General features: G+C 72.8%; 27 protein-coding genes. 17 read left to right on the top strand and 10 right to left on the bottom strand.

The annotated features are described in order from the left end of the window. Window positions 1–146: 146 nt before the first annotated feature. Window positions 147–1,802, bottom strand: coding sequence for an FAD-binding dehydrogenase (locus tag ACFVGW_RS31680; protein ID WP_385854357.1), 1,656 nt, complete (start codon window positions 1,800–1,802; stop codon window positions 147–149). Window positions 1,803–1,897: 95 nt separating this feature from the next. Here ACFVGW_RS31680 and ACFVGW_RS31685 point away from each other — a divergent pair, with 95 nt between their 5' ends. The 5 genes from ACFVGW_RS31685 to ACFVGW_RS31705 all read left to right on the top strand — a co-directional run bounded on the left by ACFVGW_RS31685 (window position 1,898) and on the right by ACFVGW_RS31705 (window position 4,655). Further along, window positions 1,898–2,533 (top strand): TetR/AcrR family transcriptional regulator, encoded by a 636-nt coding sequence (locus tag ACFVGW_RS31685; protein WP_383226176.1) that lies wholly within the window; start codon window positions 1,898–1,900, stop codon window positions 2,531–2,533. Window positions 2,534–2,547: 14 nt separating this feature from the next. Next, complete coding sequence (locus ACFVGW_RS31690; RefSeq protein ID WP_385854443.1) at window positions 2,548–3,312, top strand: glucose 1-dehydrogenase; 765 nt, start codon at window positions 2,548–2,550, stop codon at window positions 3,310–3,312. Between the two features lie 105 nt (window positions 3,313–3,417). After that, entirely contained in the window at window positions 3,418–3,933 is a 516-nt protein-coding gene (locus ACFVGW_RS31695; protein WP_385854358.1) for an NUDIX hydrolase, read from the top strand. 9 nt (window positions 3,934–3,942) lie between these two features. Continuing rightward, complete coding sequence (locus tag ACFVGW_RS31700) at window positions 3,943–4,338, top strand: YidH family protein (protein ID WP_383226182.1); 396 nt, start codon at window positions 3,943–3,945, stop codon at window positions 4,336–4,338. Further along, on the top strand, window positions 4,335–4,655 hold the full coding sequence (locus tag ACFVGW_RS31705) for a DUF202 domain-containing protein (RefSeq protein ID WP_383226184.1): 321 nt from the start codon (window positions 4,335–4,337) through the stop codon (window positions 4,653–4,655). Before ACFVGW_RS31700 ends, ACFVGW_RS31705 begins: the two co-directional genes overlap by 4 nt. A gap of 165 nt (window positions 4,656–4,820) precedes the next feature. On the opposite strand, the gene ACFVGW_RS31710 is transcribed toward ACFVGW_RS31705, so the two are convergent. Then, window positions 4,821–5,759 carry an NADP-dependent oxidoreductase gene (locus tag ACFVGW_RS31710; RefSeq protein ID WP_385854359.1) on the bottom strand — a complete coding sequence of 313 codons (939 nt, stop codon included), beginning with the start codon at window positions 5,757–5,759 and terminating at the stop codon, window positions 4,821–4,823. A gap of 137 nt (window positions 5,760–5,896) precedes the next feature. Between ACFVGW_RS31710 and ACFVGW_RS31715 the strand changes: the two genes are divergently transcribed. From ACFVGW_RS31715 to ACFVGW_RS31725, 3 genes are all read left to right on the top strand, one after another. Continuing rightward, a complete protein-coding gene (locus ACFVGW_RS31715) occupies window positions 5,897–6,193 on the top strand; it encodes a hypothetical protein (RefSeq protein WP_383226187.1) in 297 nt (98 codons plus the stop codon). 87 nt (window positions 6,194–6,280) lie between these two features. Next, window positions 6,281–7,192 carry an MBL fold metallo-hydrolase gene (locus ACFVGW_RS31720; RefSeq protein ID WP_385854360.1) on the top strand — a complete coding sequence of 304 codons (912 nt, stop codon included), beginning with the start codon at window positions 6,281–6,283 and terminating at the stop codon, window positions 7,190–7,192. A gap of 182 nt (window positions 7,193–7,374) precedes the next feature. Beyond that, window positions 7,375–8,826, top strand: coding sequence for a DUF4157 domain-containing protein (locus tag ACFVGW_RS31725; protein WP_385854361.1), 1,452 nt, complete (start codon window positions 7,375–7,377; stop codon window positions 8,824–8,826). A 6-nt stretch (window positions 8,827–8,832) separates the two neighbouring features. Here ACFVGW_RS31725 and ACFVGW_RS31730 read toward each other — a convergent pair whose 3' ends face one another. Then, window positions 8,833–10,113, bottom strand: a complete 1,281-nt coding sequence (locus ACFVGW_RS31730; RefSeq protein WP_385854362.1) for a glucarate dehydratase family protein — start codon at window positions 10,111–10,113, stop codon at window positions 8,833–8,835. Between the two features lie 134 nt (window positions 10,114–10,247). On the opposite strand from ACFVGW_RS31730, the gene ACFVGW_RS31735 reads away from it, so the two are divergent. Further along, complete coding sequence (locus ACFVGW_RS31735; protein WP_385854363.1) at window positions 10,248–11,270, top strand: phosphotransferase family protein; 1,023 nt, start codon at window positions 10,248–10,250, stop codon at window positions 11,268–11,270. A 6-nt stretch (window positions 11,271–11,276) separates the two neighbouring features. Then, a complete protein-coding gene (locus ACFVGW_RS31740) occupies window positions 11,277–12,491 on the top strand; it encodes an acyl-CoA dehydrogenase family protein (RefSeq protein ID WP_383226196.1) in 1,215 nt (404 codons plus the stop codon). A gap of 6 nt (window positions 12,492–12,497) precedes the next feature. Here ACFVGW_RS31740 and ACFVGW_RS31745 read toward each other — a convergent pair whose 3' ends face one another. The 3 genes from ACFVGW_RS31745 to ACFVGW_RS31755 are packed head-to-tail and all read right to left on the bottom strand — an operon-like array spanning window position 12,498 to window position 15,543. After that, window positions 12,498–13,091 carry a TetR/AcrR family transcriptional regulator gene (locus ACFVGW_RS31745; RefSeq protein ID WP_361601442.1) on the bottom strand — a complete coding sequence of 198 codons (594 nt, stop codon included), beginning with the start codon at window positions 13,089–13,091 and terminating at the stop codon, window positions 12,498–12,500. Between the two features lie 23 nt (window positions 13,092–13,114). After that, entirely contained in the window at window positions 13,115–14,782 is a 1,668-nt protein-coding gene (locus ACFVGW_RS31750) for an AMP-binding protein (protein ID WP_385854364.1), read from the bottom strand. Next, window positions 14,779–15,543, bottom strand: a complete 765-nt coding sequence (locus ACFVGW_RS31755) for an SDR family oxidoreductase (protein WP_385854365.1) — start codon at window positions 15,541–15,543, stop codon at window positions 14,779–14,781. Before ACFVGW_RS31755 ends, ACFVGW_RS31750 begins: the two co-directional genes overlap by 4 nt. Before the next feature lie 151 nt (window positions 15,544–15,694). Here ACFVGW_RS31755 and ACFVGW_RS31760 point away from each other — a divergent pair, with 151 nt between their 5' ends. The 3 genes from ACFVGW_RS31760 to ACFVGW_RS31770 all read left to right on the top strand — a co-directional run bounded on the left by ACFVGW_RS31760 (window position 15,695) and on the right by ACFVGW_RS31770 (window position 19,701). Beyond that, window positions 15,695–16,954, top strand: a complete 1,260-nt coding sequence (locus ACFVGW_RS31760) for an exo-beta-N-acetylmuramidase NamZ domain-containing protein (RefSeq protein ID WP_385854366.1) — start codon at window positions 15,695–15,697, stop codon at window positions 16,952–16,954. Between the two features lie 97 nt (window positions 16,955–17,051). Continuing rightward, the gene (locus tag ACFVGW_RS31765; RefSeq protein WP_385854367.1) at window positions 17,052–18,377 is read left to right on the top strand and encodes an erythromycin esterase family protein; all 1,326 of its coding nucleotides are present in this window, start codon (window positions 17,052–17,054) and stop codon (window positions 18,375–18,377) included. Between the two features lie 112 nt (window positions 18,378–18,489). Further along, window positions 18,490–19,701 carry an alpha/beta hydrolase gene (locus ACFVGW_RS31770; RefSeq protein WP_385854368.1) on the top strand — a complete coding sequence of 404 codons (1,212 nt, stop codon included), beginning with the start codon at window positions 18,490–18,492 and terminating at the stop codon, window positions 19,699–19,701. Between the two features lie 94 nt (window positions 19,702–19,795). Here ACFVGW_RS31770 and ACFVGW_RS31775 read toward each other — a convergent pair whose 3' ends face one another. After that, the gene (locus ACFVGW_RS31775) at window positions 19,796–21,208 is read right to left on the bottom strand and encodes a hypothetical protein (RefSeq protein ID WP_385854369.1); all 1,413 of its coding nucleotides are present in this window, start codon (window positions 21,206–21,208) and stop codon (window positions 19,796–19,798) included. Window positions 21,209–21,331: 123 nt separating this feature from the next. Here ACFVGW_RS31775 and ACFVGW_RS31780 point away from each other — a divergent pair, with 123 nt between their 5' ends. The 3 genes from ACFVGW_RS31780 to ACFVGW_RS31790 all read left to right on the top strand — a co-directional run bounded on the left by ACFVGW_RS31780 (window position 21,332) and on the right by ACFVGW_RS31790 (window position 23,959). Next, complete coding sequence (locus tag ACFVGW_RS31780; protein ID WP_352189890.1) at window positions 21,332–21,943, top strand: hypothetical protein; 612 nt, start codon at window positions 21,332–21,334, stop codon at window positions 21,941–21,943. 89 nt (window positions 21,944–22,032) lie between these two features. After that, window positions 22,033–22,782, top strand: coding sequence for a 3-keto-5-aminohexanoate cleavage protein (locus tag ACFVGW_RS31785; protein ID WP_385854444.1), 750 nt, complete (start codon window positions 22,033–22,035; stop codon window positions 22,780–22,782). A gap of 106 nt (window positions 22,783–22,888) precedes the next feature. Then, window positions 22,889–23,959 (top strand): RNA ligase (ATP), encoded by a 1,071-nt coding sequence (locus ACFVGW_RS31790; protein ID WP_385854370.1) that lies wholly within the window; start codon window positions 22,889–22,891, stop codon window positions 23,957–23,959. A 100-nt stretch (window positions 23,960–24,059) separates the two neighbouring features. Here the strand turns inward: ACFVGW_RS31790 and soxR are convergent, their stop codons facing one another. After that, the gene (soxR, locus tag ACFVGW_RS31795; RefSeq protein ID WP_352189892.1) at window positions 24,060–24,524 is read right to left on the bottom strand and encodes a redox-sensitive transcriptional activator SoxR; all 465 of its coding nucleotides are present in this window, start codon (window positions 24,522–24,524) and stop codon (window positions 24,060–24,062) included. Window positions 24,525–24,625: 101 nt separating this feature from the next. Here soxR and ACFVGW_RS31800 point away from each other — a divergent pair, with 101 nt between their 5' ends. After that, entirely contained in the window at window positions 24,626–25,087 is a 462-nt protein-coding gene (locus ACFVGW_RS31800; RefSeq protein WP_352189893.1) for a MaoC family dehydratase, read from the top strand. On the opposite strand, the gene ACFVGW_RS31805 is transcribed toward ACFVGW_RS31800, so the two are convergent. Both ACFVGW_RS31805 and ACFVGW_RS31810 read right to left on the bottom strand, forming a co-directional pair. Continuing rightward, window positions 25,078–25,704 (bottom strand): TetR/AcrR family transcriptional regulator, encoded by a 627-nt coding sequence (locus ACFVGW_RS31805; protein WP_352189894.1) that lies wholly within the window; start codon window positions 25,702–25,704, stop codon window positions 25,078–25,080. The genes ACFVGW_RS31800 and ACFVGW_RS31805 overlap by 10 nt on opposite strands. Window positions 25,705–25,768: 64 nt before the next feature. Then, window positions 25,769–26,056, bottom strand: coding sequence for a YiaA/YiaB family inner membrane protein (locus tag ACFVGW_RS31810; RefSeq protein ID WP_383294814.1), 288 nt, complete (start codon window positions 26,054–26,056; stop codon window positions 25,769–25,771). Window positions 26,057–26,059: the final 3 nt, after the last annotated feature.

A 26,059-nucleotide genomic window follows, 5' to 3' on the forward strand; every position in this document is an offset into this window, starting at 1 on the left:
CCGCGGGCCCGCGGCGGGGGGGGGGGGGGGGGGGGGGTTGGGGGGGGGCGGGGGTGGGGGGGGGGGCGGGGGGCGCGGGGGGGGGGGGCGGGGCGCGCGCCCCCCCACTCCCGTACGGCAGCCCGGCCCACCGCCCTTACGGGCTTCTAGCCCACCGCCTGGGCCGCCGCCCGGCCCGCCGCCCGGCCCGAGAAGATGCAGCCGCCGAGGAAGGTGCCCTCCAGGGAGCGGTAGCCGTGGACGCCTCCGCCGCCGAACCCGGCCGCCTCACCCGCCGCGTAGACCCCTTCCAGTGCCTCTCCGCTCTCGGTGAGCACCCTCGACGAGAGGTCGGTCTCCAGACCGCCGAGCGACTTGCGGGTCAGGATGTTCAGGCGTACGGCGATCAGCGGGCCGGCCTTGGGGTCCAGGATCCGGTGCGGGGGCGCCGTACGGATCAGCTTGTCGCCGAGGTATCTGCGGGCCCCCCTGATCGCCGTGACCTGGAGGTCCTTGGTGAAGGGGTTGGCGATCTCGCGGTCCCGCGCCGTGATCTCGCGGCGCAGCTCCGCCTCGTCGATCAGCGGCTCGTCCGTGAGGGCGTTCATCCCCCGGACCAGCGCGGACAGGTCCTTCTCGACGACGAAGTCGACGCCGTTGTCCATGAACGCCTTCACCGGGCCCGGCACGTCCGCGCGGGCCCGGCCGATGACGTCCCGGACCGACTTGCCGGTGAGGTCGGGGTTCTGCTCGGAGCCGGAGAGGGCGAACTCCTTGCCGATGATGCGCTGGTCGAGGACGAACCAGGTGTGGTCGTACCCGGTCCGCATGATGTGTTCGAGCGTGCCGAGGGTGTCGAAGCCCGGGAAGAGCGGAACGGGCAGCCGGCGGCCCGTCGCGTCGAGCCAGAGCGAGGACGGTCCGGGCAGGATGCGGATGCCGTGCTTGGCCCAGATCGGGTTCCAGTTCTCGATGCCCTCGGTGTAGTGCCACATCCGGTCACGGTTGATGTGGTGGGCGCCGGCCTCCTCGGTGATGCCGAGCATCAGCCCGTCGACATGGGCGGGGACGCCGGAGAGCAGCTTCGCGGGTGGGGTGCCGAGCCGGTCGGGCCACTGCTTGCGTACGAGATCGTGGTTGCCGCCGATGCCGCCCGAGGTGACGATCACCGCCTGCGCGCGGAGTTCGAACGTGCCGGAGACCTCCCGGCTGCTCGCGGCGCCACGCTCGGCGGCGGAGGGCTCCAGGACCTCGCCGCTGACGGTGTCCACGGCTCCGGCGGTGCGGCCGAGGCCGGTCACCCGGTGGCGGAAGCGGAGCTGGACCAGGCCGGCGGCGACGCCCTCGCGGACCCGGCGCTCGAAGGGGGCGACGAGGCCGGGGCCGGTGCCCCAGGTGATGTGGAAGCGGGGCACCGAGTTGCCGTGCCCGTTCGCGTCGTAGCCGCCGCGCTCGGCCCAGCCCACCACGGGGAAGAAGCGCACCCCGCGCGCGTGCAGCCAGGACCGCTTCTCGCCCGCGGCGAAGTCGACGTACGCCTCCGCCCACTTCCGCGGCCAGCGGTCCTCGGCGCGGTCGAAGCCCGCCGTGCCGAGCCAGTCCTGGAAGGCGAGGTCGCGGTTGTCCTTGATCCGCATCCGGCGCTGCTCGGGCGAGTCGACGAGGAACAGCCCGCCGAAGGACCAGTGGGCCTGACCGCCCATGGACTGTTCGGGCTCCTGGTCGAGCAGGATCACGCTCCGCCCGGCGTCCACGAGTTCGGCGGTTGCCACCAGGCCGGCGAGGCCGGCTCCGATCACGATCACATCAGCGTCGTACGACATGGACCGAATATTGGATACACCGATGTATCGAGTCAACAGTCCTGACCCTTTCCCACCCCTCCCGTTTTCTAATGTCGAGCATTAATATGGTCGGCATGGCGAGAACATCGGGGCCCGAGACCCGGGAGAAGCTGATCCGCGCGGCGGAGGAGGTCTTCGCGGCGCAGGGGGTCGACGGCGCCCAGCTGCGCGACGTCGTGGCCCTGGCGGGCCAGAGCAACCCCTCGGCCGTGCAGTACCACTTCGGCTCGCGCGCCGGACTGCTCGACGCGGTGATGGCAGGCCGCCAGAGACGTACGGAGCAGGTCCTGGAACCGCTCCTCGCCGAGACCGCCGACGAACCGCACGCGCTGATCCGGGCCCTGGTCACGGCCGAGGCGAGCGAGCTGGGCACCGAGCGCGGCCGCCGCTGTCTGCGGATCTCCGCCCAGCTCAGCCATGAGAGCGGGGTGCGCACCCGCACCCCTCATCCCACGCTCGACGGCACCGTGTACTGGCGGCTGATCGAGCGCGTCGAGGCCTGTCTGACCGGCCTGCCGGAGCCGCTGCGGCTGGAACGGCTCGACCTGGCGCTCACCGTCGTCGGCGCGGCCATGGCCGACCGGGCCCGGCAGTACCTCGACGGCACCGAGCCGCTCACCGGGCAGCCGCTCTTCCTCGCCGACCTCGTCCAGACCACGACGGCCCTGCTGCAGGCTCCGCCGCCCTCGATCCGAAAGGACCTCTCATGACCGAGAACACCCGCATCCACGACCTCACCGGCCGGACCGTCCTCATCACCGGGGGCGCGCGCGGCCTGGGCGCCGAGGCCGCGCGGCAGGCCGTGGCCGCCGGTGCGAACGTCGTCATTACGGACGTACTCGACGAGGACGGCGAGGCGACCGCGGCCGGACTGGGCGACCGGGCGCGCTTCCTCCACCACGACGTGACGTCCGAGGAGGCGTGGGCATCGGCCGTCGCGTACGCGGTCGCCGAGTTCGGCGGGCTGCACGGTCTGGTGAACAACGCGGGGATCTCCAGCGGCGCGTTCCTGGAGACGGAGTCCGTCGAGAACTTCCGGAAGGTGCTCGACATCAACCTGACCGGTGTCTTCATCGGCATGAAGGCCGCGATACCCGCGATGAAGGAGACGGGCGGCGGCTCGATCGTCAACATCTCGTCGGCCGCGGGGCTGATGGGACTGGCGCTGACCGCCGGCTACGGAGCCTCGAAGTGGGGTGTACGGGGGCTGACGAAGATCGGCGCGGTGGAGCTGGGCACGGCGGGGATCCGCGTCAACTCGGTCCACCCGGGCATGACCTACACCCCGATGACGGCGGTGGTCGGCATCGAGCGCGGCGAGGGCAAGTACCCCAACACCCCGATGGGGCGGGTCGGCGAGGCGCCCGAGATCGCGGGCGCGGTGGTGTTCCTGCTCTCGGACGCGGCCTCGTACGTGACGGGTGCGGAGCTGGCCGTGGACGGCGGCTGGACGACCGGTCCGACGGTGAAGTACGTGATGGGGCAGTGACGTCCTGGGCGGTACGCCGTGAGGCGGTGACGTCCTGACGCCGGACGGCGGTGCCGCCGGGCAGTGGTGACGCGGCCCGGCGTCCGCCGGTGCTTTCATGGCGGGATGACGAACCCCGCCGAAGAGATCCTGGACGTCGTCGACGAGAACGACGAGGTGGTCGGCCGGGCCCCGCGCGCCGAGGTGTACGCGCGGGGCCTCATCCACCGCTGCACCTTCATCCTGGTGCGGGACGCCGAGGACCGGATCTTCGTGCACCGGCGCACGCCGGTGAAGCTGGTCTATCCGTCGATGTACGACATGTTCGTCGGCGGTGTCGTCGGTGCCGGCGAGTCGTACGACGACGCGGCGCTGCGCGAGGCGGAGGAGGAGCTGGGCGTCGCCGGGCTGCCGCGCCCCGAGCCGCTGTTCCGGTTCCTGCACGACTCCGGGGGCGTCGCCGGGAAGTGGTGGTCCGCGGTCTACCAGGTGCGGTGCGAGCTGCCGGTGAACCCTCAGGTGGAGGAGGTCGCCTGGCACGCCTTCCTTCCGGAGGCGGAGGTCGTCTCGCGGCTCGGCGAGTGGGAGTGGGTCCCGGACGGGCTGGCGGCCTACGAACGCCTGCGCGCGCGCCGCGGTTAAGGTGCCCAGGTGAGTGACTTCGTACAGAGTCTGCGGCTGTGGTTCGCGCCGCAGCGGATCCGTGACGAGGGCGAGACCCCGGACTACCGGTTCTCGCTCGCCAACGAGCGCACCTTCCTCGCCTGGATCCGGACCGCGCTCGCGCTCGTCGGCGGTGGGTTCGCCGTCGACCAGTTCCTGCCGGATCTGCGGTGGGGCGTACGGGTCGGGCTCGCGCTCGCGCTGCTCGCCGGGGGCGTGCTGTGCGCGCTGCGGGCGGTGAACCACTGGGTGCGGTGCGAGCGGGCGATGCGGCGGGGGGACGACCTGCCGGTGTCGCGCTTCCCGACGGTGCTGAGTCTCGCGGTGGCCGTGGTCGCGCTGGCGATGGTGGTGGTCATCGTCTTCGGCTGGGCCGGACGGTGACCGGGGCGGCGAAGCCCGGCCGGGATCCGGGGCTGCAGCCGGAGCGGACCCGTCTCGCGTGGCGGCGTACGACGCTGACCTGCACGGTCGTGGCGGTGCTCGCGGCGAAGTCGGCGATCAGTGACGCGATCACGGCGGCGGCGGTGGCGGGGGCCGCGCTCACCGCCCTGGTCTGGATCGGCTTCCTGGCCGTCGCCCACCGCCGGATCCACGCCCTGGACGCGGCGCGCCCGCGGCCGCTCTCCCCCCGGGGCGCGCTGCTCGCGACGGCGTGCACGGTCGCGCTGGCGGCGTTCGCCGTGGCCGTCGTGCTCTAGGCGCCCCGGAGCCCTTCCCGCAGTCGCCCCGGAACCGCCCCGGGAGCCGTTCCCGCCCGCCGCCGTCCGTCGTGCGCCGTCTGCCGCCGGGGCTCGCTCGTCGCCGCCGGGGCTTCGTCGTCCGCCGTCGGGGCCCGCTCGTCGTCAGTCGGGGCCCGCTCGCCGTCAGTCGGGCCACTCCACCGTGACCACGACCTTGCCGTGCAGGCCGCCCTCCTGGTTGGCGCGCTGGGCGTCGGCGGCCTGTTCCAGCGGGAAGGACCGCGCCACCCGTACGGACAGGGCGCCCTCGTCGGCCAGGGCGGCCAGCGCGGCGAGGTCCCGGGCGTCGGGCCGCACCCAGAAGTAGCGGCCGCCCAGTCCGATCACCTCGCCGTCCGCGATCGAGGCGAGGCGGCCCTCGGGGGCGAGGACCCGCGGGGTGAGCTTGAGGAACGGTCCGCCGATGGTGTCGAAGGCCGCGTCCACTCCGTCCGGCGCCAGCTCACGGACCTGCTCGACGAAGGTGGCCTCGTCGTAGACCACCGGCTCGGCACCCAGCTCCCTGATCCGCTCCTGCCCGGCCTCGCGGGCGGCGCCGATGACCCGGCAGCCGAGGTGGCGGGCGATCTGGACGGCCATCGCGCCGACCCCGCCGGCCGCCGCGTGCACCAGGACCGTGTCGCCGGAGCGGACGGTGAGCGCCTGGTGGAGCACCTGGTAGGCCGTGAGTCCGACCAGCGGAAGCGCGGCGGACTCCTCGAAGCCGAGGGTGCGCGGCTTGCGGGCGAGGGTGCGGACCGGGGCGGCGACGTACTCCGCGAAGGTGCCGCGACAGAGGAAGTCCTCGCGGACGTAGCCCATGACCTCGTCACCGACGGTGAACTCGGTGACGGAGACACCGGGCTGGACGACCACCCCCGAGACGTCCCAGCCGGGTACGACCGGGAAGACGGCGTCGATCATCCCGTCGAGGTAGCCCGCCTGGGCCTTCCAGTCGACGGGGTTCACGGCCGCCGCGCGCACCTTCACGAGGACGTCGTCGGGGCCGACCTTGGGGTCGGGCCGCTCCCCGTACTCGAGCACCTCGGGTCCGCCGTACCGGCTGTAGCTGATCGCCTTCATACCCCGAACGATCACGGCGGCCCCAGGGCGCCGCAAGCCGGATACCCCCGGCGGAGTGCGGTGGAGTGCGGCGACGCGCACCCCGGGACCTCAGGAGATACAGGGACGAAAGCACCATTTCGGACTAGCCTGAGGCCATGACCCTTCTCCACCACGAGCACCCCACGCACGCGCACACGCACGGGCCCTCGTGCGGGCACACCGCCGTGACCCACCACGACCACGTGGACTACGCCCACGACGGGCACCTGCACCGTGAGCACTCAGGGCACTGGGACGAGTGCGAGCCCACCTCCCACGTCCCGCACACCCACCCCGACCACACGCACGGGCCGGACTGCGGGCACACGGCCGTCGAACACGGCGACCACGTGGACTACGAGCACGACGGGCACCGGCACGCGGCGCACGGCAACCACTGGGACGACCACTGAGCCTTCTGCGGAACGGGCCCGACTGACAGGCTCCCCCGAGGGGAAGTACTCGCCGGTCGGGCCGTTCTTCACATCCAGGGGGATTCCTTGTCCGTCACCGATCCGTACGTCGTCGCGCTCGCACCGCGCGTGCACGCCTTCGTCCAGCCCGACGGCGGCTGGTGTCTGAACAACGCCGGGTTCCTCGGGGATCGCGGCGAATCGCTGCTCGTGGACACCGCCGCGACCGAGCGGCGGGCGCGCCTGCTCCGCGAGGCGGTCCTCGCGGAGGGGCTGCCGCTCCCCCGCACGATCGTCTCCACACACCACCACGGCGACCACACCTACGGCAACGGGGTGTTCCTGCCGGAGGCGCGGATCGTCGGGCACGCGTCCTGCCGGGCCGAGCAGCTCGCCGCCGGGCGGCAGCTCCATCTGATCTGGCCGCAGACCGACTTCGGCGAGATCGAGGTGGCGCCGCCCTCGCTGACGTACAGCGAGCGGCTGACGTTGTACGTCGGTGAGCTGGAGGTGCGGGTGCTGCACCCCGGCCCCGCACACACGACCGGCGACTCGATCGTCCATCTCCCGGAAGAGGGCGTGGTGTTCACCGGGGACCTGGTCTTCCACGGCGGAACGCCGTTCCTTCCGATGGGGTCGCTCGCGGGCTCGCTGCGCGCGCTCGACCTGCTGCGCTCGCTGGACGCCCCGACGGTGGTGCCGGGGCACGGGCGGGTGACGGACCCGTCGGCGTACGACGCGACGGAGCGGTATCTGCGCTGGGTGGCCGAGCTGGCCCGCGAGGGGTACGCCAAGGGGGCGACACCGCTGGAGACGGCGCGCTCGGCGGACCTCGGAGAGTTCGCACAGTGGCGGGAGAGCGAGCGCCTGGTGGCCAACCTGCACCGCGCGTACGCGGAGTTGAACGGCCTCCCCGAAGGCTCACCGCTGGATCCGGGGACGGTCTTCGGTGACATGGCCGCGATGAACGGGGGCGTTCCGGTGGCCTGCCACGCGTGAGCCGGACGCCCCTCGCGACGGCCGGACGCTCGCCGCGACGGCCGGACGCTCGCCGCGAGGGGCGTTCGGGCCGTGGCGTGGGGCCCCAGGGGCCCGGGAAGTCTGCCCTGCCGTACCTGGCGGGAGGTCGGCCCGCCCGGCTATACCGGGAAGGCAGACGACCGGCGCCCGAAAGGACCTTCATGTACGACCGAGCGAGCAGCCGGGCAGCGAAGAAGCGGGACGCCTCGGCGGACCGCACCTCCGCGGCCCGGGCGGTGGCACCCGCGGAGTCCCTGCTCGACCTCCAGCGCTCGGCCGGGAACGCCGCCGTGGTCCAGATGCTGCGCCGTGCCGGTGCCGCGCAGGACGAGCACCGGCACGGCGCGGGGTGCGGGCACGAACAGGAGCCGGGTCCTTCGGTGCAGCGCTCCTCCGTACACAGCGTCCTGCGCCGTGGCGGCCGGCCGCTCGACGCCGAGAGCCGGTCGGACATGGAGGCCCGGTTCGGGGCCGACTTCTCCGACGTCCGCATCCACACGGACTCCGCCGCCCAGGCGTCCGCCACCGAGCTCGGCGCCTCCGCCTACACCTCCGGCAGCCACATCGTCGCCGGGCCCGGCGGCATGGACCGGCACACCCTCGCGCACGAGCTGACCCATGTCCTCCAGCAGCGCAAGGGGCCGGTGGCCGGCACCGACCGGGGGGACGGGCTGCGCGTCAGCGATCCGTCGGACCGGTTCGAGCGTGAGGCCGAGGCGACGGCCCACCGGGTGCTGCGCTCGTCGGCGACCGAGGCCGCCGGGGAGGCGACGGCCGACGCCGCGCCGGCCGCCGGGGGGACCGGCGACGTCCAGCGCATGCACCACCCGGGCAAGATCGACGGCGAGGTGGCGAGGCTGGTCGCCCAGGCCGAGCCCGGCCTGGACGAGTACCTCGCCGAGTACTCCACCTGGCTGGCCAAGAAGAACAACATGAACTGGGTCATGATGAACGCGGACCTCAACGACAACATCGCCTACCTGGAGAACCTGGTGGGCCCGCCCGCGGGGCGGAGCAGGGCGGAGCTGCTGGCGGCGCTGGAGTCGTCCATCCGCGCCGACCTGACCTCCGCCGCTTCGGACACCGTGTCGACGACGCAGGCGGCCGCCCTCGCCGCGAAGCGCAAGCTGGTCCTCGGCCGCACCGGCGACACGGGCCAGTGGGCCACGTACCAGCAGGGGAAGGCGCCGGGCGGTGACCGGCTCTCCGAGGGCGCCCGGATGGGCCGGCGGCTCAACACCGCGAAGTGGTCCGTCCCCGTCAACTACGCCTTCATGGACGGGGGCATCGCCGAGCGCGCCGTGTTCAAGATCCTCACCAGCCTCGGTGCCCAGATCGAAGGCATGCTGATCGCTGGGCAGTTGCACGCGGGCAACTTCTGGAACGAGGTCGAGGCCCTGGGCGACGGTGCGCTCTGGGACAGCAACAAGGCGGCCGACGAGGGTGGTCCGCAGGCGATGCTGGGCCACGAGATCCTGCAGCTCCTGGAGTCCGGCTACCAGTTCTTCGGCCGCGAGAGCACGTACGCGCAGGGCGCCCGGCTGGTGGCGATCCACCCGGACCGCCCGGCGCCCGCGCCCGGCGACAAGACGCAGCCGATCACACTCCCCTGACGTCGGTCACACTCCCCTGAGCACGTCGCGGAGTCCGTCCTCCCCGGCGGCGCGCAGCCTTCGCAGGGCCGCCGCGTCGTCGCGGTCGCGGTGGGTGCCGTCGTCCTCCAGCCAGCGGCGGTGCAGGGCGGCCAGGGCCTCGCGGTCCAGTTCGACGCCGAGGCCGGGGGCGTCGGAGACCGCGAGGCACCCGTCCCGGAACACGGGGCGGGTGGTGACGACGTCCTCGGTCTGCCAGGGGTAGTGGGTGTCGCAGGCGTGGTCCAGGTCGGGCAGGGTGGCGGCGACCTGAGTCATGGCCGCGAGGCTGATGCCGAGGTGGGTGTTGGAGTGCATGGAGAGCCCGACGCCGTACGTGCGGCAGAGCGCGGCCAGTTCGCGCGTACGGTACAGGCCGCCCCAGTAGTGGTGGTCGCAGAGCACGATCCGCACCGCCTCCCGGGCGAAGGCGTCGGGGATCTCCTCGAAGGTCGTCACGCACATGTTGGTCGCCAGCGGCACGTCCGTACGGGAGGCGACCTCGGCCATGGCCTCCGTGCCGGTCGTCGGGTCCTCCAGGTACTCCAGGACGCCCTTCAGCTCGCGCGCCACCTCCAGCGCGGTCTCCATGGACCACGCGCCGTTCGGGTCGAGGCGGAGCGGCCGGCCGGGGAACTCCTCGGCCAGGGCCCGGATCGCGGCGATCTCCTGCTCGGGCGGGAAGACACCGCCCTTGAGCTTGAAGGAGCGGAAGCCGTACGTCCGGTCGAAGCGGCGGGCCTGTTCGACGACGCCCGCCGGGTCCAGGGCCGGGCCCCAGTCGTCGGCCCCCGCGGCCTTGTAGAAGAGGTACGCGCTGTACTCGACGGAGTCGCGGACCTTGCCGCCGAGGAGGGCGTGGACGGGGAGGCCGAGGCTCTTGCCGAGCGCGTCGAGGCAGGCGACCTCGAAGGCCGAGACGACGGAGAGGCGGAGCTTGGCGGCGGTCTGGACCCCGCGCAGCCCGCCCGCGTCGACGCGCTCGTCGACGGCCCGTGAGTCGCCGCACACCTGCCCGGCCAGCGCGAACAGGCCGTTCACGTCCGTGACCGCATGGCCGGGCAGCGCCTCTGCCAGCGGCCGCGCGAGGTCCAGATACCTCCCGTCGCCGTACGTCTCCCCCAGGCCGGTGACCCCGCCCCGCGTCACCACTTCCACCACGAGGCGGGGCGTGAGGGGCTGATGGATGCCCTGCGTGTTGAGCAGGGGCGGGTCGGCGATCAGGATCGGGGTCAGCCGGACGTCCTCGACGAGCAGGTCTGGATTCATATGTGAACTGTATTCATGGTTCCGATCCTTCACCAGATCGCCCGCACCACTTTCCGGGCCGAACCCTGGACGACATACCGACTGGTCGGTCATCATGAACGCCGACCCGCCCCCCGTCCCCGGAGGTACGCACGATGAGCTCAGCCCCGCCGCCAGGTCTCGATCCCGAGCGGTTGCGCGGATTCCTCGACCGGGAACGGCCTGGACTCGTGCGCGGCCCCCTCGACGCCCGGCTGATCGAGGGCGGCCGGTCCAACCTGACGTACGTGGTCACCGACGGCACCGGCCGGTGGGTGGTGCGCAGGCCGCCGCTCGGCCATGTCCTCGCCACCGCGCACGACATGAAGCGCGAGCACCGGGTGATCAGCGCCCTGCACGCGACGGCCGTGCCCGTCCCGGAGACCGTCCTCCTCTGCGAGGACGACACCGTCCTCGGGGCGCCGTTCTACGTCATGGAGTTCGTCGCGGGCACCCCGTACCGTTCGGCGGAGCAGCTCGCGCCGCTCGGCCCCGAGCGCACCCGCGAGGCCGTCCTCGGCCTGGTCGACACGCTGGTCGACCTGCACGCCGTGGATCCCGCCGCGGTGGGTCTCGGCGACTTCGGGCGCCCCGACGGCTTCCTCGACCGGCAGCTGCGCCGCTGGGGCAAGCAGCTCGACGCCTCACGCAACCGCGACCTCGCGGGCATCGACGAGCTGCACGCCGCGCTCGGCCGCGCCCTCCCGGCCTCCCCCGCCCCGGCCGTCGTCCACGGCGACTACCGCCTGGACAACGTCCTGATCGGCGAGGACGACCGGATCAAGGCGGTCCTCGACTGGGAGATGTCCACGCTCGGCGACCCGCTGACCGACCTCGGCCTGCTCGCCATGTACAGCGCGCCGCTCGACGTCCCGCACTCCCCCGTCAGCACGACCGCCACCGCCGCCGGACACCCCACGCCCGCCGAGCTGATCGAGCGGTACGCCACCCGCTCGGGCCGCGACACCTCCGCCATCTCCTGGTACACGGCCTTCGCCTGGTTCAAGCTCGCCGTGATCCTGGAGGGCATCCACTACCGCTACACCCTCGGCCAGACCGTCGGCGCCGGCTTCGACCGCATCGGCGAGCTCGTCCCCGTCTTCATCGAGCACGGCCTCACCACCCTCCAGGAAGGCTGATCCGTCATGGACTTCGCATTCGACGCGCGCACCGAGGAGCTGCGGGCGAAGCTGCTCGCCTTCATGGACGAGCACGTCCACCCCGCCGAGCCGGTCGCCGAGGAGCAGCGGGCGCTGCTCGCCTCGCCGTGGGACACCCCGCAGGTCGTGGAGGACCTGAAGGCCGAGGCCCGCCGCCAGGGTCTGTGGAACCTCTTCCTGCCCGACGCCGAGCACGGAGCGGGTCTGACCAACCTCCAGTACGCCCCGCTCGCCGAGATCACCGGCCGCAGCCCGCACCTGGCCCCCACCGCCCTCAACTGCGCGGCGCCGGACACCGGGAACATGGAGGTGCTCGCCCAGTTCGGCGACGAGGCGCAGAAGAAGCAGTGGCTGCAGCCGCTGCTCGCCGGGGAGATCCGCTCGGCGTTCGCGATGACGGAGCCGGAGGTGGCCTCCTCGGACGCCACGAACATCGAGACGCGGATCATCCGCGACGGCGACGACTACGTGATCAACGGCCGCAAGTGGTACATCTCCGGGGCGATGAACCCCGACTGCGCGATCTTCATCGTGATGGGCAAGACCGACCCCGAGGGCGCGGACATCCGCCGCCAGCAGTCGATGATCCTCGTGCCCCGCGACACTCCCGGCCTCGAGGTGCGCCGGGCGATGCAGGTGTACGGCTACGAGGACCACTCCCACGGCGGTCACGCCGAGGTCGTCTTCCACGACGTCCGTGTCCCGGCCTCGAACCTCGTCGGCGAGGAGGGCGGTGGCTTCGCGATCGCCCAGGCCCGGCTCGGCCCCGGCCGGATCCACCACTGCATGCGGCTGATCGGCATGGCCGAGCGGGCGATCGAGCTGATGTGCCGGCGCGCCGTCTCCCGGACCGCCTTCGGCAAGCCGATCGCCCAGCAGGGCGTGGTCCAGAACTGGATCGCGGACGCCCGGGTGACCGTCGAGCAGCTGCGGCTGCTCGTCCTCAAGACGGCCTGGCTGATGGACACCGTCGGCAACCGGGGTGCCCACACGGAGATCCAGGCCATCAAGATCGCGACCCCGCGCGCGGTGGTCGACATCCTCGACAAGGCCGTGCAGGTGCACGGCGCGGGCGGGGTCTCGCAGGACTTCCCGCTGGCCGAACTCTGGGCGGCCGCGCGGACGCTGAAGCTGGCGGACGGCCCGGACGAGGTGCACCAGCGGTCGCTGGCGCGGCGGGAGCTGAAGAAGTACCTGTAGCCGTTCTCAGGGGCGGAGCGCGCGCAGCAGCAGGTCGGCGAGCTGATCGGCGACCTGCTGCGGCGTCAGCGGGCCGTCCGGGCGGTACCAGGTGGACAGGTGGTGGACGGAGCCGAAGTGGTAGTCCACCACCAGGTCCGCCGGGGTCGCGGACGAGAAGACCCCGGCCTGCTGGCCCTCCTCGATCAGCGCGCGGAACCGCTCGTGGTAGCGCCGCCGCTCGGCGCGCACCTGCTTGTTCTTCTCCGGGCTGAGGTGGTGCATCGAGCGGAAGAAGATCGAGGCGTCGTCGAGGTTGTCGATCGTGGTCACGACGACGTCGGCCGCGGCGTCGCGCAGGCGCTGCTCGACCGGGGCGTCGGCGTCCGCGAAGGCGTCGAGCCGTTCCTGCTGGAGCCGCAGGACCCGGGAGTAGACCTCCTGGAGGAGGTCCTCCTTGGAGCCGAAGTAGTGGTAGAGCGCGCCCTTGGTGACGCCCGCCGCCTCCACGATCTCCTGGACGGAGGTGCGGTCGTAGCCCTGCTCCGCGAAGAGCCGGGTGGCGGCGGCCAGCAGCCTCTGGGGGACGGGGGTACCGCTCCCGTCCGTCGTCCTGGCCATGCGCCGCCGCCTCTCTCTGGTGATCATCGGTGTGGGTCGTCCCGGGTGAGGGAACGCAGTTCCCTTCTGAGGATCTTCCCACTTGTCGTCTTGGGCAGCTCCGCCAGGATCTCGACCTGGCGCGGATACTCGTACGCGGCGAGCCGCTGCTCGCAGTAGGCGGACAGCTCCGCGGGCTCGACGGCGCCGCCCGGGCGCAGACTCACGTACGCCTTGACCGTCTCGCCCCGGTAGGCGTCGGGGACGCCGACGACGGCGGCCTCGCGGACGGCCGGGTGGGTGTAGAGGACGTCCTCCACCTCCCGTGGCCAGACCTTGAACCCCGAGGCGTTGATCATGTCCTTCTTGCGGTCGACGACGTAGAGCCAGCCGTCCGCGTCCATGAAGCCGATGTCCCCGGTCCGCAGCTCCCCGTCGGGGAAGGTGGCGGCGGTGGCCTCGGGGAGCCGCCAGTAGCCGGGGACGACCTGCGGGCCGCGTACGGCGATCTCGCCCTGCTCGCCGAACGGCACCTCCGCGCCGTTCTCGTCGAGGATCCGGACGACCGTGTCGGGCCCGGGGACGCCGACGGACAGGGTGCCGGAGGCGGGGTCGACCGGGGCCTCCTTCTCCGGCGGTACGGCGGCGCAGGGAGCGGTGCATTCGGTGAGCCCGTAGCCGTTGCGGATGTACGGGCCGAAGCCGGCGCGGAACTTCTCCACGAGGGCGGGCGGGACGGGGGCCCCGCCCGAGGAGATGACCTGGAAGGAGGAGAAGTGGTCCGGCGTGGCCCCGGGGTGCGCGGCGAGGGCCATGAAGGCCGTCGAGGGGCCGACCGTGTAGGCGGGGCGGTGCTCCACGAAGGTGTCGAGCACGACGCCGGCGTCGAAGCGGTAGGCGAGGACGAGGGTGCCGGCGTTGCCGAAGCAGGCGGCGAGTTCGCAGACCAGGCCGGTGATGTGGAACAGCGGGGCGAGCGCGAAGTAGCCGGCGCCCTCGGGGACGGGGTGTCCGGTGCGCTGGCGTTCGGCGTTGTAGGCGATGCCCCGGTGGAGGTTGAGAGCTCCCTTGGGGGTGCCGCTGGTGCCGGAGGTGTAGCTGATGAGGGCGACGTCCTCGCCGGTCGGCTCACGGCCCTCCGGGGCGGGGTGTCCGGCGCGGGCGACGGCGAGGAGGTCGTCGGTGCCGGTCTCCACCCGGTCGAAGGCGAGGACGCGCGGGTCGTCGCGGGTCTGGAGGTCGCGTTCGCAGGCGGTGAGCGCGATCCGTACGGGAGAGTCCGCTGCGGTCTCCCGCAGGTACCCGTCCCAGGCACGGTCGGAACAGATCAGGGCGACGGCCCCGGAGTCCCGGAGGGCGTGCCCCACTTCGGCCGACTTGTACATCGGGTTGAGCGGGACGACGGTCGCGCCCGCCTTCCAGGCGCCGAGCAGGGCGAGGACGAAGTGGGGGCTGTTCTGGAGCATGACCGCGACCCGGTCGCCGCGCTCCAGGCCCTGGGCGGCGAGGTGTCCGGCGACGGAGTCGGTGAGCGTGTCGGTCTCGCGGTACGTCAGACGGCCGTCGAAGTAGGCGAGGGCCGGGTGCTCGGGGGAACGGGAGGCGGAGGCCCGGAAGGCGTGCAGCGCGGTGGGCGGCGGGGCTATGGGAGCGCTCTGGACCTCGGTGAGCTGGGCGAGCCAGGGCCTGGCGGCGTAGAGCGACTCCGTCATCGGGCCTCGCCCTCCCACTTCCGCTGGATGTGGTTCATGTTGCCGAGCCACCGCTCGGGATCGTCCGCCCGGGCGCGGTAGTAGTCGGCGACCTCGGCGTGCGGGAGGACCAGGAAACGGTCCGCCTCGATGGCGTCGAAGAGGGAGTCGGCGACGTCCTCGGGCTCGATGGCCGTGGGGGCGAGGACGAGTTCGCCGGCCGATCCGGCGGCGGTGAGCATGTCCGTACGGACGCCCTGCGGGCAGATCGCGTGGACCTTGAGGCCGCGGTGGCGGTAGGTGAGGGAGAGCCACTCGGCGAAGGCGTACGCGCCGTGCTTGGAGACGCTGTACGGGGCGGCGCCCACCATGGTCAGCAGGCCGGCGGCGGAGACGGTGGAGACGAAGCGGCCGCTGCCGCGCTCCAGCCAGTCGGGGAGCAGTGCGCGGGCCGCGCGGACATGGGCCATCACGTTGACGTCCCAGGCGGCGGCCCAGACGGCCTCGTCGGCGAAGGCGTCGCCCGGCGAGGCGAGTCCGGCGTTGGCGCACCACACGTCGACGGTGCCGCCGAGGGCCTCCCGGGCCTCTTCGACGATCTCCGAGGCGTCACCCGGGACGGCCGTGCCGCCGATCTCCTCGGCGACGGCCTTGGTGCGGCCGGGGTCGAGGTCGTTGACGACGACCCGGGCACCCTCGGCGGCGAACCGGCGGGCCAGAGCGGCGCCGATCCCCCCGCCCGCGCCGGTGACGACCACTCCGGAACCCTGCACCGTACTCATCGAGACCCGCCTCTCCGTTACGACAGTACCGGCAGACTAACCAGTCGGTATGTCGTGGCGGAAGTCCCGTGTGCACGCCTCGTTCCCTGGGGCCGTCAGGAGCGCTAGCGTGCGTGGCCATGTCAGGGAAGGCGATCAAGGAGGTTTCCGCATGAACCTGTCGAGCCTGTCGAGCCCTTCCAGACGCCGCCTGCTGGCCGCCGGCGGCGCACTGGGGGTGGGCGCGGTGACCGCCCCCGCGGCGGTGGCGCACGGGGGCGGCAGACGGGTGCGCACCGGCTTCGAGCGGCTGGCCGCCGACGGCTACGCGCCGCTCGCCGGGCAGCGGGTCGGCGTCGTCACCAATCCGACCGGGATCACCTCCGACGTACGCCACGTCGTCGACGTGATGCACGCCGACGACCGGGTGGACCTGGTGGCGGTCTTCGGGCCCGAGCACGGCTTCCGGGGCACGGCGCAGGCCGGCGGCTCCGAGGGCCGCCACGACGACCCGGCGACCGGGCTCCCCGTCTACGACACGTACCTGAAGAGCGGGCAGCCGCTGGCGGACGTCTTCACCGCCTCGGGCGTGGACACCGTGGTCTTCGACATCCAGGACGCGGGTGCCCGCTTCTACACGTACATCTGGACGCTGTACGACTGCATGGTGGCGGCCGCGCTGGCGGGGAAACGGTTCGTCGTCCTCGACCGGCCCAACCCGGTCACCGGGCGGGCGGCGCTCGGCCCGGTCCTCGACCGCGCCTTCGCCACCTTCGTGGGGCGTGAACCGATCGCGCAGGCCCACGGGATGACGGTGTCGGAGCTGGCACGGCTCTTCAACGGGGAGTTCCTGGCGAGGCCGGTGGAGCTGGAGACCGTCCAGATGTCGGGCTGGAGGCGGCGCGACTTCTTCGACGCGACCGGGCTGCCGTGGGTGCCGCCGAGCCCCAACATGCCGACGCCCGACACCGCGCTCGTCTACTCCGGCACGTGCCTCTTCGAGGGCACCAACCTCTCGGAGGGGCGTGGCACCACGCGCCCGTTCGAACTGCTGGGCGCGGAGGGCGTGGACCGGCGGTGGGCCGGGGCCGCGAACGCTCTGGAGCTGCCCGGGGTGCGGTTCCGGGAGGCGTACTTCGCCCCGACCTTCTCCAAGTTCCAGGGGAAGACCGTCGGCGGGGTCCAGGTGCAGGTGCACGACCGGGACGCCTTCGACCCCGTACGGACCGGGATCGGGCTGCTCGTCACCGCCAGACGCTCGTGGAGCGGCTTCGCCTGGCGGGCGGACAACTGGATCGACAAGCTGACGGGCTCGACGCGCGTGCGGACCCTGATCGACGCGGGCGCGGACACGGACGAGGTCGTGGGGGCGTGGGGCGCCGACCTGGCCGCGTTCCGTGCGGTGCGGAAGGAGTACCTGCTGTACCGGTGACGGCGGCGGGACCGGTGACGGCGGTGGGGAAACCCCCGGATGATCACTGGTGCGGGCGGGCTGGCCGCCCGGACCCCGCCGCCGACAGGCTTGATCCATGAAGACGTTGACACGACATCGGTTACCGCTGATGGGGGCGGTCGTGGCGCTCTGCCTCGCCGCGCTCGCCCCCGCCGCGAACGCCGACGCCCGGCCCACCGCCCCCGACCCGGCGCGTGAACTCGCCCGCACCGCGGTCGCTCTGGACGACCTGCGGCCGCTGGACCGGATGATCGGCTCGGCGAAGGTTCTCGGGATCGGCGAGGCGACGCACAGCTCGGCCGAGTTCTTCGAGACCAAGCACCGGATCTTCGAGCATCTGGTGGAACGCAAGGGCTTCACCACCTTCGCCCTGGAGGCCAACTGGTCGACGGGGCTGCTGATCGACGACTACGTACGCTTCGGCAAGGGCGACCCGCGCCGGATCCTGGAGGACGAGTTCGAGAACGCCTACCGCTTCTGGAACACCGAGGAGTACCTCGACCTGATCACCTGGATGCGGCAGCACAATCTGCGCCACCCCGGCCACCAGGTGCGGTTCATGGGCAACGACCTCGGCTACGCGGGGCCGAACCTCTTCGACGCGGTCACGGGCCATGTGGCCCGCACCCACCCGCGGCTGCTGCCGCGCTTCAAGGAGCTCTACCGGGCCTCACGCCCGACCGGGTCCGTCGACTCCTGGATGAACGGCTACCTCGCCAGGCCACTGGAGGAGCGCCGGCGGATGGCCGCGGACGTGAACCGCGCCCTGGCGCTCCTGGAGCGCCAGGAGCCCGGCCGGGACCGCGAGGCGCACCTGTGGACGGTCCAGCACGCCCGGGCGATCGCCCAGGTCGGTACGGAGATGGCGCACGACGTGGAGAGCCCCGCGGGCGTCGCCGACGCGATGCTCTACCGCGACCGGATCATGGCCGAGAACACCGTGTGGTGGCAGCGGAAGACCGGCGACCGGATCGTGCTGTCCGCGCACAACGGGCACGTCGGCTACGAGACGACCAAGCCGGACCAGTACCCGCGCCTCCAGGGCGCCTTCCTGCGCGACGCGCTCGGCCGCGACTACGTGAGCATGGGGGCGTCGTTCGGGCGGGGGTCGTTCAACGCCCATGACACCGAGGCACCGGGAGAGCCGGTCCGGGTGTTCACGGTCGGCCGGCCGGGGGCGGACAGCAGCGCCGAGACCCTGGACCGGGTGTCGCCGCGCCCCTTCTACCTGGACCTGCGCGCGACGACGCCCGCCGCCCGCGACTGGCTGGGCGCGCACCGTCCGGCGTGGCTGATCGGGACCGCGTTCCCGTGGGAGGGCAGCCGGGCGCCGGTCCGGCTGACCACGGCGTACGACCTGCTCGTGCACTTTCCCGAGGTCTCCGCGGCGCGTCTGCGCTGAAAACCTGGCCGTCCCCGGGTGCGCGCAGGATGCTGGCGCGGGAAGAACATCCTCAGCAGCTTCCTCAGGAGACTTCCTCAGCACTTCCCCGACGCGGAGGGACGGGCAGAGCATGGCGGGAACGAGTGTGGAGCCGTACCGGGAGATCACCTTCGACAAGGACGGCGACGGGGCCGCCCGGCAGCACGAGGCGCTCGCGGCGCTGGCCGCCCAAGGGGTCACGGATCTGGTGATGTTCGCCCACGGGTGGAACAACACCCGGTCCGTGGCCTCCCGCCTGTACGCGGCGTTCTTCGCCCCGTTCCCGCAGACCGTGGAGCGGGGCGTGCACCTGGGATACGTGGGGGTGGTGTGGCCGTCGATGATGTTCTCGGACGAGCCGATCCCCGACTTCGAGTCCGTGGCGGCCGTGCATCCGGGCAAGGAGGCGGTGGTGGAGCGGCTCGCCGCACTGCTCGCCGAACAGCCGGACGACGAGGCGGCGTTCGTCGAATTCGGATCTCTGCTAAGGGAGTTGACGGACACCGACGGATCGCGCGGCCTCACGGAGACCGGACCGGACGTCCCGGACTTCCTGCTCGCGGACCCGGTCGCCGTGTGCGCGATGTTCGCCGACGCGCTGGAGGAGGCCGAGGGGCCCGGGAGCGTGCCGACTCCGCGCGAGGCGTTCGGGGGCAGGCTGACGCGGTTCTGGAAGGGTGCCAAGGAGGCCCTGCGCCAGGCCACGTACTACACGATGAAGCGCCGTTCCGGGACCGTCGGCGAGCGGGGCCTCGGCCCTCTGCTCGGCGAACTCGCCCGCAGCTCCCCCCGGCTGCGGATCCATCTCGTCGGTCACAGCATGGGTGCCCGGCTCGTCTCGTACGCCCTGCGCGGCCTGCCCGCGCAGGCGCGCAACGTGGCCTCGGTGACGCTGCTCCAAGGGGCCTTCTCGCACTACGCGTTCGCGGCCGCCCTGCCGCACGAACCGGGCCGGGGCGGCGCGCTGCGCGATCTGCAGCGGCGGGTCGACGGGCCGGTGGTCGCCTGCTACTCGCGCCACGACACGGCCCTGCGGGTGTTCTACCCGCTGGCCTCCCGGCTGGCCAGGGACGCCGACTCGCTGCTCGCGAGCGACAGACGCTGGGGCGCGATCGGCCACGACGGCGTCCAGGCGGTCCCGGACACGCGCTCGACGACCCTGGCGGCGGCGCTGCGCGACGGCCTCCCGGCGTCCGGCTGCGTGAGCGTCGACGCGGCCGCCGTGGTCGGCGAGCACAGCGACATCTGCCACACGGACCTGGCCCGCCTGGTGGCGTCGGCTGGACGGTTCGGGGGGCGGTAGGTCAGTTCGCCCGGCGCCGGGCGGTGGGTCGGTTCCCCCGGCGGCGGGCGGTGGGTCGGTTCCCCCGGCGCCGGACGGCGGCCCGGGCGGTCGATCAGCTCGCCCTGCGCCGGGCGGCGGCCCGGGCGATGAGACGTTCCATCGTCCCCACCGGCAGCGAGGGGTGGGCGGCGGCCGCGCCGGCCACTCTCCGGTCCGGATCCGCGAGCAGTTCCTCGACGACGTCCGGCGGCAGGGCCGGGTGCACGGCGATCACTCGGAGCGCCTTGCGGACGGAGTCCGCGTCCCGCGCCATCCGGCGGAGCAGCGCGGCGGGGCAGCCGGGGTTACCGGCCACGGCGCCGTAGACCGGTGGCCCGTGCCGCTCGACGAGGTCGGCGAGCCGCTCCTCGCCGAGACCCGGGTGGGGCGCGATCCGCCGTGCCACCCCGATGTCCGGGTCGGCGGCGAGCCGGACGGCCTGCGCGGCGGGGAGGTCGGGCCGGGCGGCGACGAGCGCGCGCACCTGGGCCACGCGGCTCGCGGCCAGCTCGGACAGCTCCGCGTCCGTCGCGGCGAGGATCCGGGGCAGCGGCTCGTGCGGCAGCCGCTCGTGTTCCACGAGCGCGGTGAGCAGGGCGAGCGGTACGGCCGGGTTCTCCGCGACGGCCCGGCGGATGCCGGGATCCGGGTCGTCCGCGAGCAGCCGGAGCAGGGGCTCGCCCACGCGCGGGTTTCGCGCGACGGTCCTGCGGACGTACGCGTCGGGATGGGCGGCCAGGCGCGGGTGGAAGTGGTCCGGCAGGTCGGTCCTTTCCGCGAACTCACCCGCGGCCCAGGACTCCTCGGCGTCCAGGAACTCCTCAAGACCGCCCGGGGGCGTCGCGGGATTGGCCGCGGCCGCGAGCCGTACCCGCCGGACGCCGGGCGCGTGGTCGGCGCAGGGCTCGGGGCGACGGTGACATGCGTCACATCGACTGGGTGCCGGGTGGCCGCCGTCGGCGAGGAGGGCGGCCAGCAGGGCAGGCGGTGCGTACGCGTTCCGGGCCAACTCCACCCGTACGACGACATGGGGATGGCGGGCGAGTTCCTCGGCGAGGGCGGCGGAGAGCTCGGCGGACTGGGCGGCGCACTCGGCGACGTACGGCTCCGGGTCGCGCGCGAGGGCGGCGAGGACACCGGACGGCAGCCCCGTGACGTACAGGGCCAGCTCACCGCGGACCTGCGGGTCGGGGTGAGCGGCGAGCTCGCGCACCGCCGCCTCGGGTGCGATCCCGGCCTGGGCGGCGGCCACCAGAAGGTCGGGGTCGTCGCGGGGCACCTCGGCCCAGGGGATCCTGCCGTTGCCGACGAGCGTCCAGAGGTCCACGTCGTCGTGGTCGCGGAGGGCCCGGGCCCGGGTCTCGGTGAGGTCGTCGCGGCGCGCCAGAAGAAGGCGGACGTCCTCGTCACCGGCCTCCGCCAACGGCTGCACGAGCCTCTCCGGCAGCGCCGGATTGTCCGCGAGACCCGCCAGAACGTTCTGCAACAGAGCTCCCCCGCGCGCCTCTGATGGCCCCCATCGAATTTTCGATGGAACACGAAGGGGTACTCGTTCGTCCATTCCATAACGTCCTTGACGCCGAAGTACCAGCGACGGAGGTGCGGAGCGATGGCGGGTTTCCGGAGTCTTGCGAGACAGGTGCGCGATCCCGGGAGTGACATGGCGCTGCGGAGATATTCGCTGCGCAAGTGCCTGGAGCGGTTCGCCCCCTACGGGCACCGCGCGACCTGGGACCACCTGTGCCGCAGGCACGGGTTCGGGCCCGAGGACAGGGAGCTCGATCCGGGGCGGCTGGTGGCCGCGCTGGAGGAGCTGGAGGAGGCGCGGGCGGTCTGGCTCGCGTACGAGAAGGAGTTCGCGGCGCGTCGGCGGCGCGAGAAGCACGAGGGCCTGCGCCGGCCGGGCGCGCTGGACGACTGGCACCGGCGGACGTGGGGCGGCAACGGAGTGGCGCGGTGTGACGATCCGGCCGTGCACCCGACGGAGCCGCTGGCCGAGGTGTTGCGGCGGTTGATCGCCGCGCTGGAATCCGCGCCCGGGGAGCACTGCCCGGTGTGTGCGGGGGGCCGGATCGAATGGCGGCCGGATCTGGCGGACGAGCCGTGGTTCGGCCCGGTGTGCGCGGACTGCGGCGTGGTCGTGCCGCGGGCGGTACTGACGGCGGGCGCGTTGGCGCGAGCCCGGGGGGAGTCTCTGCTCGCTCTGGCGTCGGTGGCCTAGTCACGGTGGAAGACGAGACGCGGGGACAACGGGGGCAACGGGGGCAACGGGGGATTCGCGGGCGACGGGGACAACGGGGGCCCGCGTGGATCCAGGTGTGTCTGAACGGGACCCGGGGGCCGGGGGACTCCGCGGCGGTGCCGATGTCACCGGGCGCCATGGCGGAATCGGCGGCGCGGGCCGTCGCGGCGGGGGCGCGTGACGTCCATGTGCACCCCAGGACGCCGTGCGGCGGCGACACGCTGTCGCCCCGGGTCCTCTCGGTGACGCTGGCGGCGCTGCGGGCGGCGGTCGGCGTCCCGGTGGGTGTGACGACGGGAGCGTGGGCCGAGCCCGATCCCGTACGACGGGTGGAGCGCGTCCTGGCCTGGACGGACCTGCCCGACCACGCGTCGGTGAACTGGCACGAGCCCGGCGCGGAGGAGCTCGCGGCCGTGCTCCTGGAGCGCGGGGTGGGTGTGGAGGCGGGGCTCTGGTCGGGCACGGACGGACCGGAGCGGTTCCTCTGCTCGCCGCTGGCACCGCGGGTGTCGCGGGTGCTCGCGGAGGTCACCGACCCCGACCCCACGACCGCGGAGTCCACGGCCCGTTCGCTCCTCGCGGTCCTGGGAACGGCCCACGGCCGTCCGGTCCTCCTCCACGGCGAGGACGGCGGCGCGTGGCCGGTCCTGCGGCTGGCCCGCGGCCTCGGCCTGGCCACCCGCATCGGTCTGGAGGACACGCTCGCCCTGCCGGACGGCTCCCGCGCGGAGTCCAACGCCCAACTGGTCGCGGCCGCACTGGCGATGACCGGTTCCGGGTCCGGTACCGCAGCCTGTTCCGGGGCCGACTCCGCGTAGGCGAAGCGCGCGACGCTACCAGAGCGGAAATCCGGTGGCCCACCCCCTTTCCCTTCCCGCACAGTGTCCGGCGTGAGAACGAAACCCGAGTCCCCGGAGAACTGACATGTCGACGCTGCGCGTCACCGCCGAAACCCTGGCCGTCCACGTCCACCCCAACGCCGACGCCCTCGAACTCGCCCAGGTGGGTCTCTACCGGGCCGTCGTCGCGAAGGGCGCGTACCGCAGCGGTGATGTCGCCGTCTACATTCCGGAGCAGGCCGTGCTGCCCACCGCTCTCGTCGACGAGCTGGGACTGACCGGTCGGCTCGCCGGGAAGGCGTCCGACCGGGTCAAGGCGGTGCGTCTGCGGGGCGAGTTGTCGCAGGGGATCGTGTGCCGCCCGAAGGCGCTGGCCGACGTCGACCTGGCCGCGGCGGCCGCCGAGGGGACCGACTTCGCCGAGCTGCTCGGCATCACGAAGTGGGTGCCGCCGATCCCGCCGACGATGAGCGGGGACGTGGAGGTGGCACCCGGCCTGCTGCCCTGGGTCGACATCGAGAACCTCCAGCGGTATCCGGACATCTTCGAGCCCGGCGAGCCGGTGGTCCTGACCGAGAAGCTGCACGGCACCGCCTGCCTCACCACGTACTCCGCCGAGGACGGCCGCGTCCAGGTCTCCTCCAAGGGCTTCGGCGCCAAGGGGCTCGCGCTCCAGGAGGACCCGCGGAACCTGTACTGGCGGGCCGTCCACGGCCACGGCGTACCGGCCGTCGCGGCGCGGCTCGCCGCCCGCCTCGGGGCGCGCCGGGTCGGTCTGTTCGGTGAGGTGTACGGGGCCGGGGTGCAGGACCTCGGCTACGGCGCGAACGCCCGTGGCGAGCAGGTCGGTTACGCGGTCTTCGACGTGTCGGCCGAGATCGACGGCCAGGTCCGCTGGCTGGACCCGGCCGAGGTCCTGGAGGCCGGCGAGCTTCCGCTCGTACCGCGGCTGTACACGGGGCCGTACGACCTGGACGTCGTCGTCGGGCTGGCGAGCGGCAGGGAGACCGTGTCGGGGAGTGAGCTCCATCTGCGGGAGGGGGTCGTGATCCGCCCGGTGACGGAGCGGTACAGCCCGGTCGTGGGCGGCCGGGCGATCGCCAAGGCGGTCAGCCCGGCGTATCTGACCCGCAAGGGCGGCACCGAGTACGAGTGACCGCCACGAAGGACCGAGGGGCCCGTCCACGGGGGTGGCGGGCCCCTCTTCGTTCGTCAGACGCCGCTACGCCTCCCCGGCGCTGCCCCGTCAGCCGTTCCTACGCCTCCCGGCGCTCTCCCATCAGCCGCGATCCGGTGAGGCGCTCGCCGATCGCGTCGTCCGGGTTGGACAGGACGCAGTTCTGCAGCGACAGACAGCCGCAGCCGATGCAGTCGGTCAGATGGTCCCGCAACCGTCCGAGCTGCTGGATCCGCTCGTCCAGCTCCGTGCGCCAGGCCGCCGAGAGCCGCGCCCAGTCCTCGTTGGTGGGCGTGCGCTCCTCGGGGAGTTCGGAGAGGGCGACGCGGATGGTCGCCAGGGGGATGCCGACGCGCTGGGCGGCCCGGATGAAGGCGACCCGCCGGAGGGTGTCACGGCCGTAGCGGCGCTGGTTGCCACTGGTACGGCGGCTGTTGATCAGGCCCTTGGACTCGTAGAAGTGCAGGGCCGACACCGCGGCACCGCTTCGCGCGGACACCTGGCCGACGGTGAGTTCATGGATCTTCTCTGGAATCTGCGGCACCCCTCGAACCCTACTGTCCGTTGACAGCGGGCCCACCACCCCACATGCTGAGCAAGCGCTTAGAAACAGGAGTCACAGGTTCACGAAGGGACGAGCGAAACATGGCTGAGCCGAGGATCTTCACCTCTGCCGAGGAGCTGCGCGCCGCGGTCGGCGAACCGCTGGGTCACAGCGACTGGCTGGAGATCGAGCAGAAGCGGATCGATCTGTTCGCCGACGCCACCGGTGACCACCAGTGGATCCACGTGGACCCGGAGCGGGCGGCCTCCGGGCCGTTCGGGAAGACCATCGCGCACGGCTATCTGACGCTGTCGCTGCTGCCGACGCTGGTGCCGCAGATCATGCGGGTCGAGGGCATGAAGATGGGCCTCAACTACGGCACCAACAAGGTCCGCTTCCCCTCCCCCGTACCGGTCGGCTCGCGCCTGCGCGCGGGCGCCGTGCTGACCGAGGTGACGGATGCGGGCGGCGGGGTGCAGGTGACGGCGACCGTGACGGTGGAGCGCGAGGGCGGCGACAAGCCGGTCTGCGTCGCCGAGTCGGTCTCCCGCTACTACTTCTGAGCGCCGACCATCCGCAGCACGAGGTCGGCGTAGAGCGCGCCGACCTCGTCCGGCGTCCGGCGGCCCTGGACGTTGAACCACCGCGACACGTCGATGCAGAGGGAGAGCACGGCGACGGTCGTGCCCGGCACGTCCGGCACGTCGAACTCGCCCGCCGCCACGCCCTCGTCGATGATCCTGCGCACGGTCGCGTCGGACTCGCGGCGCAGGGCGACGATCTCGGTGCGGTGCTCGGGCCCGAGGGCGTCGAGCTCGTACTGGACGACCCGCGCGGTGGTGTGGCGCTCGGCGTGCCAGCGCACGAAGGACCGTACGGCGTCGGCCAGCCGCTCGCCGGCCGTCCCCTCGCCGTCGGCGGCGGCCCGGAGGATCTCCAGGGCCTTGTCGTGACCGATGCGGCTGATCCGGTGGAGCAGCTCTTCCTTGGTCTTGTAGTGGATGTAGAGCGCGGCCGGGCTCATGCCGGCGCGGCCGGCGATGTCCCGGGTCGTGGTGGCGTGGTACCCGCGCTCGGCGAACGCCTCGACGGCCGCGACGAGCAGCCGCCTGGCAGCCTCGGGCGTGACCTCGCCCCACGACGCGTCCGTGCCGCCGGGCGTCTCCTCAGCGACGCTCATCGTTCGCCCCTTCTCCAACCGTCAGGACGAACACCATACAACGAAGCTGAGCAAGCGCTTAGGCTCAGAGCTTCTGGAAGGGGTCGTGCTCGGCGAGGAGCTTCTCCAGCCGGGCCTGGTCGACCCGGCTGACGATCTGCCCCGCCTCCTGCCGGTCGCGGACGACCTTGGCGAGGGTGAAGGCGGAGGTCGTGAGGTAGAGGACGGCGATGGCGAGGAAGGCGCGGACCCAGGCGTCGGCGTCCAGCTGGTAGACGCCGATCGCCACGGCCGCGAGGGCGAGGCCGAAGGAGATGACGGCCTGCAGGTGGTAGGCGCCCGTATTCTGCTGCTTGACCGGTGTGTCGCTCATGGG

The organism is Streptomyces sp. NPDC127129 (assembly GCF_042671585.1).
Lineage (GTDB): Bacteria > Actinomycetota > Actinomycetes > Streptomycetales > Streptomycetaceae > Streptomyces.